The sequence below is a fragment of the Clostridium subterminale genome (assembly GCF_039521425.1).
GTDB lineage: Bacteria > Bacillota > Clostridia > Clostridiales > Clostridiaceae > Clostridium_J > Clostridium_J subterminale.
The window spans coordinates 19039-31851 of record NZ_BAAACI010000001.1 but is presented as its reverse complement, the minus strand read 5'-3'; the positions used below and the strand labels follow the sequence as shown (position 1 = coordinate 31851).

The 12813-nt window shown below is 28.9% G+C and carries 12 protein-coding genes; 1 reads left to right on the top strand and 11 read right to left on the bottom strand.

All coding sequences use genetic code 11. The features are described 5' to 3' along the window. Positions 1 to 157 precede the first annotated feature (157 nt). From ABDZ93_RS00200 to ABDZ93_RS00180, 5 genes are all read right to left on the bottom strand, one after another. Positions 158 to 985, bottom strand: coding sequence for a GNAT family N-acetyltransferase (locus ABDZ93_RS00200; RefSeq protein ID WP_343822537.1), 828 nt, complete (start codon positions 983 to 985; stop codon positions 158 to 160). 78 nt (positions 986 to 1063) lie between these two features. Next, positions 1064 to 1891: a class I SAM-dependent methyltransferase gene (locus ABDZ93_RS00195; protein WP_343822536.1), complete on the bottom strand. Its 828-nt coding sequence runs from the start codon at positions 1889 to 1891 to the stop codon at positions 1064 to 1066. Then, complete coding sequence (locus ABDZ93_RS00190) at positions 1864 to 2001, bottom strand: hypothetical protein (RefSeq protein WP_343822534.1); 138 nt, start codon at positions 1999 to 2001, stop codon at positions 1864 to 1866. Before ABDZ93_RS00190 ends, ABDZ93_RS00195 begins: the two co-directional genes overlap by 28 nt. Positions 2002 to 2062: 61 nt before the next feature. Next, complete coding sequence (locus ABDZ93_RS00185) at positions 2063 to 3328, bottom strand: alkaline phosphatase family protein (RefSeq protein ID WP_343822532.1); 1266 nt, start codon at positions 3326 to 3328, stop codon at positions 2063 to 2065. Positions 3329 to 3521: 193 nt separating this feature from the next. Next, the gene (locus ABDZ93_RS00180; RefSeq protein WP_343822529.1) at positions 3522 to 4475 is read right to left on the bottom strand and encodes a GNAT family N-acetyltransferase; all 954 of its coding nucleotides are present in this window, start codon (positions 4473 to 4475) and stop codon (positions 3522 to 3524) included. A 504-nt stretch (positions 4476 to 4979) separates the two neighbouring features. On the opposite strand from ABDZ93_RS00180, the gene ABDZ93_RS00175 reads away from it, so the two are divergent. Next, complete coding sequence (locus ABDZ93_RS00175; RefSeq protein ID WP_343822528.1) at positions 4980 to 5921, top strand: GNAT family N-acetyltransferase; 942 nt, start codon at positions 4980 to 4982, stop codon at positions 5919 to 5921. Positions 5922 to 6161: 240 nt separating this feature from the next. Here ABDZ93_RS00175 and ABDZ93_RS00170 read toward each other — a convergent pair whose 3' ends face one another. The 6 genes from ABDZ93_RS00170 to ABDZ93_RS00145 all read right to left on the bottom strand — a co-directional run bounded on the left by ABDZ93_RS00170 (position 6162) and on the right by ABDZ93_RS00145 (position 12743). Further along, the gene (locus ABDZ93_RS00170; RefSeq protein ID WP_343822526.1) at positions 6162 to 7418 is read right to left on the bottom strand and encodes a sensor histidine kinase; all 1257 of its coding nucleotides are present in this window, start codon (positions 7416 to 7418) and stop codon (positions 6162 to 6164) included. Further along, on the bottom strand, positions 7411 to 8091 hold the full coding sequence (locus ABDZ93_RS00165) for a response regulator transcription factor (protein ID WP_343822525.1): 681 nt from the start codon (positions 8089 to 8091) through the stop codon (positions 7411 to 7413). Before ABDZ93_RS00165 ends, ABDZ93_RS00170 begins: the two co-directional genes overlap by 8 nt. Beyond that, on the bottom strand, positions 8091 to 8639 hold the full coding sequence (locus tag ABDZ93_RS00160) for a UBA domain-containing protein (protein WP_343822523.1): 549 nt from the start codon (positions 8637 to 8639) through the stop codon (positions 8091 to 8093). The genes ABDZ93_RS00165 and ABDZ93_RS00160 overlap by 1 nt, the downstream gene beginning before the upstream one ends. Before the next feature lie 278 nt (positions 8640 to 8917). Next, entirely contained in the window at positions 8918 to 9454 is a 537-nt protein-coding gene (locus ABDZ93_RS00155; protein WP_343822521.1) for a UBA domain-containing protein, read from the bottom strand. Between the two features lie 486 nt (positions 9455 to 9940). Further along, positions 9941 to 11986 carry an ABC transporter permease gene (locus ABDZ93_RS00150; RefSeq protein ID WP_343822520.1) on the bottom strand — a complete coding sequence of 682 codons (2046 nt, stop codon included), beginning with the start codon at positions 11984 to 11986 and terminating at the stop codon, positions 9941 to 9943. Beyond that, complete coding sequence (locus ABDZ93_RS00145; RefSeq protein WP_425544742.1) at positions 11976 to 12743, bottom strand: ABC transporter ATP-binding protein; 768 nt, start codon at positions 12741 to 12743, stop codon at positions 11976 to 11978. The genes ABDZ93_RS00150 and ABDZ93_RS00145 overlap by 11 nt, the downstream gene beginning before the upstream one ends. Positions 12744 to 12813: the final 70 nt, after the last annotated feature.

The window sequence follows — 12813 nt, the reverse complement described above, 5'->3', positions numbered from 1 at the left end:
AATATTCCTTTAAATCTATTATTATAATCTATAATATTAACTCTCCCCAATAATGTTTACTCGTACCTATTTATTTTGGTTCCTCATAGGTACGGTTTACCATAACTATTATAAGTTGTGGTTTTACATATAATATTCCTATATTTATTCTACCTAATTAAAGAGTTATACCTGGAAACATGAAATTCTTTTCGACCTCATTATAACCAAAAGATTCATATAGATTTATTGCACGTTTATTTAATTCCCATACTTCAAGCTTTGTTTTATTTAAATTTTTTGACAAGAAATAATCAAATATATAATTAACTATAATTTTTGATATTCCTTTGCCACGTGCTTCTGATAAAACATATAAAGTTTCAATATAGCCGAAACCATCCTTTTCAAAAATTGTGCAACCACCTTGTATCTTGCCATCAACTAAAAAATATAGATTTTTAAAATGTTTTTCCTTACTTTGTTCTAAAAGTGCATTTACATCTAGTGGTGATATAAAGATTTCATCATATATTTCACTATATTCCTTAAGTTCCTTCTGTGAATTTAAATTTATCTCAGTTACTTCCATTCCTTCAGTTAATATATATTCAAAATCCCCTTTAATATCTGCTTCCATAATGATGCTGTAGTTTTCTTCAAAACCATTTTTAACATAAAAATCAAGTTTCTCATTGTCATATTCAAATCCAGAATATATTCTCGCTTTTAAGTCTGGTCTTTCCATACGAAGCTCTTTAGCCCTTAGGAATACCTTATCAAATAATTTTTGTTTAACTTCATCCTTTAACAACTTGTCCATATTAATCTCTATATCAATATCTATAAAAATAATGTATGGTGTTTCATAGATCTGATGATAATTTATATTTGGATATGCATAAGCACTTCCCAAATAGCTTCCATTATCACTAAAGGCTAAAAAAATATTTTCTTTACTATTACCATACTGATCTTCTTTTGGATTTTTTATTTCAATCTTCATTTTATCTCCCCATTTTATTTTCTTTTTACTTAATTGTTTCTAAAATTATAACCTCTATAAATATGGTAGTTATTCGTCTTATACTAGTTTCTTAGGCTTCTTCGCTATAAATATTCCACTGACTTTAGGTATATCAATGCTTCCTTCTCTTAAAATTATGTCTTCCAAATATCTGTAAAAGTCCTTTATTCTGCTTTCTGTCATTATATCCTGTATGTTTACGTGTCCCTCTAAAGATAGCACATAATCTGCTAATGGCTTTGCTTCTGTTATATGAAGTGAGTCTTCATATACTACCGTTTCAACAGAATCAAAATACTTAGATAACTGCTTTGCTCCATTTTCTAAGCCAAATTCCTTTGCAACAGAAAAGGATGAATAATCAAGTTGAAAATCAAAATTTCTCACTAAAACTTTTAAGTCCTTCATATTATAAAGACTATTGGTAGTAGCATAAAAAGTTCCATCAGATTTAAGTATACGGGCAATCTCACTGATTGCTAAATCTCTATTTTGGACATGGTAAAGCATATGATTTGCAATGGCACAATCAAAGGAGCTATCTTCATATTTAATATTTTGTATATCAATAATAGAATAATCAAATACTTCATCAATTCCCAAAAGGTTATCCTTTGCTACTCTCAACATACCTTCAGACAAATCTGTGAGAATCACCTGGGTATCCTTTGGTATCCTATTTCTATTATTATCCCATATGCTTCCATTCCCACAGCCGAATTCAATAACTCTATCATTAGGCTTAAACTTATATTGATCAAATACCCAATTAAACCATCCATACTTATTTGTACTGAAATCACAATGTAAAGCTTGTCTAGCATTTAAATTCTTATCTGAATTATACTGCACTCTAACTATATCTCTATCATTTGCTCTAGACACATAATCACTCCATTCCTATCATTCAACATTAAAACCTGACCTTTGTCATTACAGCCTCTCTCATTCATTCCCCCCTTTCCATCAGGCAGATACAAGCAAATTGTGTTCATAACTTGTTTATGTCTCCCTGGGGACTTTTCGAAGTAGCTTGTAACTTAGGTTACTACAACATTATTTAAACATATAAAATAGAAATGGTATCTCCATCTCTTCTTTACTTGCTCCACCATGCATTCCTAGAAATGTAACTTCAAATATATCTTTTTCATACCACCAAACAGTATTATTTTCTTTAGGTAATATAACTAAATTTCCAACTCTCTCTAATAACTTTTCACTAGGAACTCCAAATAAGCCTTTATCTTTTAAATCTTCAAATAGATATACTTGTGCTATTTCATATAACTCCTTTTCAAGAATAGTCTTTAACTCTATCAAATATTTCTCCTCTACATGTAGAAATAAATCTCTACAATATCCTGCTGGTGACATGATATCATTGTTTTTATTTTTCTTTAAATACTTCTCTATATCAGGAATTAGTTTATTAATATAATATGGGTTTTCCAAATCAATATCAATTTGACCATGGTCTGCAGAAATTATAATAGCAGTATTACTGAACTTATCTTTTCCTTCTTCATAAAATCTATCTAAATTTTTAAATAAATTACCCATAACTATTTTAAATTCCTCTGATTGATTTCCTTTTGCATGAGCTATAGCATCAATGTCATGTAAATAAACATAAAAATATTCTTTATCATCATTCTTTAATAAATCCTTTGATAATGATTTAAACAAATCTTCATTTGTGTCATAACCCTTTAAATTAGCATCCCTACATGTAAATCTAGTATAGGTACTATTATTTATATGACTAGGTTGATAAACAGTACTTTTTATTCCATGGTTTAATAATTCTTTAAAAAAGCTTTTTTGTGGTATAAAGTCACTGGGTTTTATATTTTTACTTGTTAAAGTTTCATTATATTTATTTCTTGCTTCCTTAAATAAAAATGATGTTACTATATCATCAGCTTTTGGTTCATAATAAAACCACTCATAAAGTCCATGTTCATAAACTGATTCACCAGATAATGCTGTTGTTACATGCGCTGTTGTAGTAGATGGGAATTGTGAAGTTAATTTTGAAACTACACCGCTCTTTTCTAATTCACATAAAAATTTAGAATGCTCTTTATATTTGTCGTAAAAACACCATCCAAAAGCATCTATTAGAAAAAATACTATTTTATTAGGTCTCTCATTGCTATTTCCAATAACATCATTGGGGAGTCTTTTATCTGAATCAATATTAAATAAATCTTTTATAGTTCCACAAATATTAGAAAAACAGTAACTATCATATAAAGGAATTGTCATTCCACTAATATGATTTTTATTAACTTGGTTTATTGAATTTGTATTTATCATATACTTACCTCTCAACTTTAAGTTTATAAATATATTCTAAACCTTCCATTTATTGCTTTCAAGCTCTATGCATCTTATTTCTACATTATAGAAACCGATTTCTGCAAATATCACTATATATTAATACCTAATTATATATTAACAAAAAGATACCATATTAGAGTATGCAGAAATTAGCATTTACTTCTAGTTTTTATCTAAAAATTCTTTCATCAATTCTTCTAACAAAGCTGTACGTATAACTATCAAAATACTTTTGCCAAAATCTTAACGCAGTTGGATTAATTGTTTCAAAATCCACACCTACTCGATTTATACCATCCTGCTTTAGTGTTTCAATAACAACAGAAAGTAAACTCTGGATTATATTTTTCCCACGATAGTTTTCTTTCAAATATGCCCCACAGATATGCAAATAGTCTGGTTCTTCAGTAATAAATGTTTCTCCATCATTCGTAACTTCTAAATATCCTATTATTTCTGACTTATTCTTTGCAATAAAGAACCGGGATTGTCTATTATAGCATCTCTCTATAAATTCCACTTCTGAAAGCTCTTCATTAGGAAAATAGGTAGGGCTCTTTCTCATATGTCTTATTAAACTATTGCTTAATGATAACAAACCTCCTGCTTTGCTATAATGTACTTCTTCATAAGAATATTCTGTGTTAATTTCAATATTGAGCGGCTTGTTAACATTTCTGATTCCATCTCCACACCTTATGCCAAATCCATTCATTGTCAAAGATTTCATAACTTGAACATCATGGCTATATAGACAAATTGCATAACTTAAAATTTCTTCCTTAATCATTTCTTCTGATACATATTGAAAAAGAAGTGATGCTATTTTATCCCTATTTTCTCCGCCATAAGCATTTGCAAATAATGGAGAAAATGAACCTTTAACATTGCCAAAATGACCATTTACACTTTTCAAAAAACTTAAATACCCTAATACTTTTCCTCTTTCAACAGCTACCAGTCCATGATTATTCTTAAAAATATCACTCAATAAATCAATAAGAACCTCTTTATAGTCTTTATCATTTAAGGCTTCTATATGTTTCTGCTCCATATTATATTGTGCTTGCGCAAGCTTAACTGCATCTTCTAAATACTTTTCATTTAACTTTTCAAATATCATTTTCTTACACCTCTTTATAATTTATAATCTTCCATTTCTATATGGAGCTAAGCCAAATTTGGGTATAAAAATACCCTGAAACAGTTAAATTAAACTATTCCAAGGTTAATAAATTCATCTTCATAATATGATTCATAACTTCAACATTTATAATATCTTTATGAAACAAGATTACATTTAATAATTTTTATCTGGAATAGCTGCATATATAATTTAATAAAAATCTATTATTCTTCTTAGTCATATACAACCACTCCTTTCAAAATTATTATTATAAATATACCATATATGGATTATAAATACAATGATGAAAATATAATTTGTTAGAATTTAGCATGAATAAGAACATTGATTGTGTAAAGAACAATATAGAAATATTCTTTATCTTTTCTAGTATATACCAGCGAATTATAATAAATATATCTTAAAAATACATACCTTTAGTAATATATTAGCAATCATATAGATATTATTAAATGATATGCACATAAGGAGGAATTTAAAGTGAAAAACATTGAGAAATGGGAAGAAGGAAAAGAACAATACCTTTTAAATAATGGATTTATGCTTGTAAGAGCTAATGAAGCTGAATTTGGCATACATTATGCCATATATGTAGGTGTAGATGAGGAGTTTACATATAGTTGGGACAAACTATCACATGATACAGATGGGGATGATTGTCATAGATTTTGGATTTTCAAGGATAATAAAAGAGTTGGTGGAGTAGTAATAGAACCAAATTATTTAGCACAAATATTTGTAGAATCACCACATACAGTAGATAAATTTTCAATAATCCGTGAGCTAGATAATGCATTATTACAATGGTCAGATAAGAATAAAAAAATCTTTATATATATGATACATCCAAGAGATCTTCATTATTATAATATGCTTGGATATAGGGGACGTTTTGTTAGAAGAATGATGATTCGTCCAACAGAGATATTTGATGATATTCAGTGGAGGGAAGATTTGATTATTAAAACACCTACAATTGAGGATGCTGTTGAGGTTGGAAAAGTATTACATGAATCATATAAAGGCAGCATCCATTATGAAGAATTTTCTAACAACACCTTAGAAGATGAAATCGAATACTCTAAGATGTTTTTAGAAAGATATATTGCTACAAATAGTTTACAGGCTTCCACATTAGTTTATGATAGAAATACTAATGAATTAATAGGTGTATGTTTAGCAGGGAAAAATGAAGAGGATATCCATGAGTTCTCTATGATTAACCAAATAGGAGTAAAACCAGCTTATAGAGGACATGGTATTGCTGAGAACATGATAAAGAGGTCATTAACTGTTTTAAAAGACATATCACCAGCAGCAAAGTTAGATGTAACAGTTGGCAATGCTGCAGAAGCCTTATATTATAAAATGGGATTTTTCCCTGGAGTACAAAGTGTTGCTTTGTATAAGAAACTTGAGTAGGGTTTATTTAAGAAGCTAGTTTTAGTTCGTCTAGTATTATTTTTATAGGAATTTAGTAATTTTATTTGGCATACTGATAACCTCCTGCGTTTTAATTGTGTGGTAACCTTTGTATATCACAGAAACATATCAGTACGCCATATTTATTTTGGGGTAATATTACCAATTATGCTTTTTATTTTGCAGAATTAAAGTTATTATTTTAGTATTTCTCATTCATAGCATCTTTGATTATTTTCTCTATTTATTCTTTTGTGGCAAAAATACCATTATCCTTGTACCTATTCCCTCTCTACTTAAAACACTAAAATATCCTTTATGATTATCAATAATCCATTTTGCTATAGATAGTCCAAGACCTGTTCCACCATCTTTTCTAACTCTTGCCGTATCAGCTCTAAAGAAACGTTCAAATAGATGAGGTACATCTCTTTCATTGATCCCTATTCCATTATCCTGAATAGAAAAATAAGCTTCTCCCTTATCATTTCTCCCTACTCTAAGTATTATAAATTCTCCTTTATCTGTGTATTTAGCTGCATTTTCAATTAATATTCTAGCTGTCTGCTTAAGTAGACCTATATCACCATAAGCACTTATACTTTCTGAATTAATATAGCTATATATATGGTTTTTATCTATCATCTTAGATTCTTCTAAAACTTCATTCATCATATCATTAAGTAAAAATTTCGTCATAGTAAGCTGAGTTTTTCCATTAATACCTCTAGCCAAGAATAATAACTGCTCAACTAAATTTTTCATATTTTCAGATTCAGCTTTTATTGCTACAATAGATTCTTCTAATACGCTCTCATCATTTTTCCCCCAACGATCTAGCATATTTGCATATCCTTGAATTACAGAAATAGGAGTTCTAAGTTCATGTGATGCATCTGAAACAAATCTTGCTTGCTGCCTATAAGAATCTCTCATTCTATCTAAAAGTTTATTTATTGCATCCTCTAACCCTTGAAGCTCACTATCACCGATGTGTATTCTTTCATCAGATGTTACGGGACTAATTTTAGATATAGCATCCTCAAGGCTCTGAAATTTTTCCTCATCAAAATACATATTACTAAGTCTACTTGCTGTTTCTGCTATTTCATTAAGTGGTTTTAAAACCCTTCTAATTTTTGTTGTACCAAATATTATTTCTTCTACTAAAAATATTCCTTCTACTATTCCTAAAATTGTAATTATTTTTCTAAGATTATATAAAAAAGTGCTAGCTTCCTTAACCATAGTCTTTCCATTATTCCAAACAACTGTATAGCTTGATGTTTCTATAGGATAAAAATTAAATGACCTTTGTGCATTTTTTACTAATTCCCCATAGAAGTTCTTTTCAGATTCAATACACCAAAGACCAACTAAGATAAGTATCAAACAGATATCAATTACAAGAAATTTAAAAAATAAATTTCTTACAGAAATAGAATTAATCTTTATTGCAATAGACGTAACATTTTTGGATTTATTATTTTTACTCATCTTTTATGACATATCCTACACCACGTACTGTAGTTATTATTTTAACCTTGAAGGTATCATCAATTTTTGTTCTTAAATATCTTACATAAACATCTATTACATTTGTTTCTCCAAAAAAATCATAGCCACATACTTTTTCTATAAGTACATCTCTAGTTAGTACTATATTTTTATTTTCCATTAATATTTGTAGCAAAGTAAACTCTCTATTAGTTAATTCAATTTCTGTTCCATCATACATTACTTTATATCTCATTTTATCTAAAGTTAATAAACCACAGCTTATCACATCTTCATTTTTTTTCACTGTAACTACTCTCTTTTTAAGAGCTGTTCTTATTCTTGCAAGTAATTCTTCTATTGCAAATGGCTTTGTTATATAATCATCTGCTCCTGCATCAAGTCCTGATACCTTATCCATAACAGCATCCCTTGCAGTAAGCATTATAACAGGTAAATCGGAACTTTTTCTTAGTCTTCTTAATACTTCAAGTCCATTAATTTCAGGAAGCATAACATCAAGAATAACCAAATCAGCCTCTCCCTGCTCTGCAATTTCAAGACCTGTCCTACCGTTATTTGCTTTTATTACTTTATACCCCTCATGCATTAACTCTAGCTCTATAAATCTTGCTATTTTTTCTTCATCTTCAACAATTAAAATCTTAATCATTAACTAAACCCCTTTTTAAATTTTTCTTTTATATTTTGGGCATTCTTTGATATTTCACTAAATACCTTATTTACCTTATCTGTATTAACATTTTTAGCCAATACTAAAAATTCTATGTCAAAGAATAGTCCAACAATCATTAGAGGTATGATTATCCAAAAGGCAAAGAATAAAAGTAGTATTAATACGGTAAGTGGAAGCTTTAAAAGTACTTTACCTCTTCTTCTTATTTCAACGAAGATATTATTACAGGTATCTATAGCTTTACATATAGCTTCAAAAATTCCGTCAAAGTTATTCCTACTTTTAGAATTGTTATTATCTCTATCTTCTTTAATATTAACTACTTCTTTCTGATTAGTGTAACTTTTTTTACATTCATTGGTATAAAATATGCTAACAGAAGGCTTTTTCACTCTTCCATGCTCTTCTAAATACAACATGGCATCTAGTATATCCCAATTACTATTTTCTAAAGCACTCTTAGCTTCCTCATAACTTATATTAGTTTTATCTCGTAATGTATCTACAAGTGTAATCTTCTCCATAAATAATCCTCCATATCTATGGCATAAGGCACTTCAAATAAATAATAGATAAGTTTTCTCACCTATTTGCCAAGAATACTGCGTCGTTAAAATCCTTGTCTCGTGACAAATATACTTCGAATCTTTGGTCTATTATTTATTTTCATGTACCTAAATAAAATTAATTATTTTAATTCTACCCTTAACTATTAAATTATACCATTTCTCCTAATATTTCTATAGGATAAAAATAAAGAGACCTTGAATATTTTTCAAAACCTCTTTGTTAGATCTATATATTATTTTTCGTATCCTTCTTTAAAATCCTTTTTAATAGTATCTGCTGATTTTGATACCTCTTCAAAAATGTTATTTACTCCATCATAATTAATATTAGAACCTGATATTGAATATTTATATCCGCAGAATAATCCAACAATTAATAAAACTATACTTGGCACTGATAAGAATATTAATAAAAGTATGGATATTGTTAATGATATTCTTATTGGTTTTTCATTTTCTTTTCTAACCTCAAAGAAATTATTATTTCCTTTTTTTATAAACTTCCCCACAAACTTAAACATTCTTCCTATAACTTCTCCAATACCACCAAATTTCTCATAATGCTTTTTATTATCTTCTTTTTTCTCTTGCTCTTCTTCCTTTGCTTCAATTATAGTAACAGATTCATTGTTTTCTACTTTCCCTCTTCTCTCTAAATAAATAATAGAGTCTAAAAGATCCCAATTACATTTTTCTAGTACCTCTTGTGCCTCTTCACAACTTACATTAGTCTTTTCAACTAAAATTTCAATCATTTCATTTCTTTCCATTTATATTACCTCCACAAATTCATTATTTGATTCATCATGGTTATATAATACTTTTAGAAAATTAATATAAAATATAAGGAAGATTAAAATTAGATTAAAATTTTATTTTTTAAATTTTAATGTAAGTCTATTTTTATTTAAGCTGTATATTTAGTTATTATGTATTTATTCTTTTTTATTTAATTAGCTTTATTAAAGCAAATATTCTAATATTCAATCCCAACAATTCTAGGTATTTTACTTATAAAAATAGTCTTAGGTAATTTATATCAATCCCTAAGACTGTAAAATTCATTTATTTATGATACGGTTCCCTGTATCGGTAACAAGTGCGATTTTTCACCAGTAAAAAAGATAGACTATTTATATATCCTACCTTTTGTAACTGACAAATGTATAGAATATTGCTTGCATTAATAATAAAATAAGTTGTTAATTATGATATCATATTATCCTATTCATATCTCACTCAACAAACCTACCACTTTATTTACTTTCAACATTTCTCTTAAATGAATAATAGGTAGCTGCAAAATAGCACATATAAATAACTATCATCAATAATAATCCTATGCCTATATTGAATATAAAAGCTTTATCTCCAATATATATATCAATTAATTTTCTGCCTGCTGATATAAAAATATTTAAGAATACACAGAAACCAATAACAGCTATAACTATTGGTATTACAAAGTATAAGGATATTTGCTTTGAGATTAACTTACGGATCTCACTTTTATCTATACCCAGACGACTTAAAGTATTAAATCTATCTTTATGTTCAATAGAGTCTGATAATTGCTGCAATGCAAGTACTGTTAAGCTAATCATTAATAAGACAGTACCTACATATATTCCAAGAATTCTCATGCCTAATGTAGCATTTGTTACCACATTCTTCTCTGCTACCTTTAATCTAATTATAGTAGGATTGCTATTACTATCTTTATTAAGCATATCACTGTAATTTTTCACAAACCAATTTGGTATATATTCTTGTTGCAACTTTATTGCATCATCGAAACTCATTTTTTTCTTTGTATCTGCATAAAAATCTTTAGCAGCTAATGTTAAGTTTTTACACCACTCATCTGGTAAAACTACCACTCCACCTAGATAAGACTTGTAAATATATTCCCCAATAGATTCCATGTGATATGGCACCGAACTAAGCTTTAGTTCATCATCATTTATTTTAATAGTTGAGTTTTTAGTTAAATACTCTTTTATGAGCTCCTCATCTACTAGCTTATGCCGTTGGATTGTGAATTCATTACTTTTCAACTGCACTTCACTATATCCAAGGATTTTTCTTAACTGATTATAATCACTTAATCCTATTGCCAATGGGGGTGTATTTCTTCTATCTTTTTTATATAGTTCAGCATCATAAATAAAATACTGTTCCACCTCACAATAATCTTTTAGACCATAATTTTCACTGCCAAAGTATTCAGCAATTTCACTATAATCAATTTTAGATATATCCCCTGCCTTAGTCATAATATTTAGCTTACTAGTTACAACTGCATCAAAAGGAATTCTATTATCCAAGTATCCCAAGCTCCACTGTGACAGCAACAGCGTAAAAGTAAAGCTTAAGACTGCACCTAAAAAGGTTAATGAAATTGTAGCCATTAAAATTGGTGCTGTCTTTATTTTTGAAACTACTGTTCCAACTAAAAATAAATTTGTGTATTCATATTTAAAGTTTGTCCATCGTTCCTTAATTGCAATTATTATATAAGCTAAGGAGTAAAACAATGCGTAAGTTCCTAGAATAAAGCTTGCCAATGCTATCCCTGCATAAGTCATTTCATTTCCCTGTTTAAGGGAAAGATCCCTAACCACACGTAAAATTCTATGCACTGAATAACCACAGAGTATATAAAGTAATACAGCTGCAACAAATGCACTAATATATACAATCTTACCTCGCTTAAATTGGTACTCCGTTTTCTTGCCAGCATTAAGCATATTAATAAGTTTAATTTTACTTAAAGATCTTATATTTAAAAGTCCAATTATACAAAACATTGCTGTAAAGAATAGCAATGTTATTATCACAGTATCTAGGTATAGTTTGAAGGAGAATATAATCTTTTGATCTGCAGTCATAAGAATTAAAGCTGTAACAAGTTGTGAAAATAAGGTTCCTAGAAAAATACCTAAAGCTATAGAAACAATACCCATTACCAAGGTTTCAATAAAAAACATAAATGCCACATTTCTTTGTGGAATACCTAATAATATGTATGTTGCAAACTCTCTTTTCCTTCTTTTTATCATGTATTTATTTACATAGCCTATAAGTACTACCTCTAAGGCTGTTATCATATATGTGGCATACTTCATCATGACTTTTAGCATTTCAAAATTATAAGAATCCTCTGTTATTAATTCGTAATGTGAGCTTGATAAGGACATAAAAGCATAAAATAAGCTTACACATATAGTTAATGTAACAAAATAGATTACATAATCCTTGATAGAGCGTTTTGCATTGCTTAAGGCCAATTTAGCGTACATCTCTCACATCGCCTCCCAACAGTGCAACAACATCTAGAATTTGATTAAAAAACTGCTTTCGGGTGTTTTGCCCTTTTACTAATTCCGTAAAGATTTTACCATCCTTAATAAATAAAATTCTACTGCAATAGCTTGCTGTAAACGAATCATGAGTTACCATTAAGATAGTTGCCCCTATTTCTTTATTCAAATGTGAAATCATTTCAATAAGCATTTGGGCTGACTTTGAGTCCAAAGCACCAGTAGGCTCATCTGCTAAAATAAGCTTTGGATTTGTAATCAAAGCCCTTGCACAGGCACATCTTTGTTTCTGCCCTCCTGAAACCTCATAAGGGTACTTTGAAAGAATATCCTCTATACCTAAGTTTTCAGCTACAGCCTTTACCTTGCCATCTATCTCTCGCTTTTTATGCCTGTTGATTGTTAGTGCTAAAGCTATATTCTCATGAATTGTTAAATTATCTAAGAGATTGAAATCCTGAAAGATGAACCCTAGATTTTCCCTTCTAAACTTTGCAATATCCTTTTGATTAATTTCTATTAAATCTTTTCCATCTATATAAACATGCCCTGAACTTACCTCATCAATAGTAGATATGACGTTCAGCAAAGTTGTCTTTCCAGAACCAGATGGTCCCATGACTCCAACAAATTCTCCCCTAGAAACATGAAAACTTATATCATCAATAGCCTTTACCACATTTCCCTTGTTCCCATAATACTTTTCTAAATTTTTTATATCTAATATTTTATCCAATATCATCACCTCAATAGTATTGTACATGATTTTATCTCTGCTTGGTTTTGTTTAATCTTACTTTTAAGTT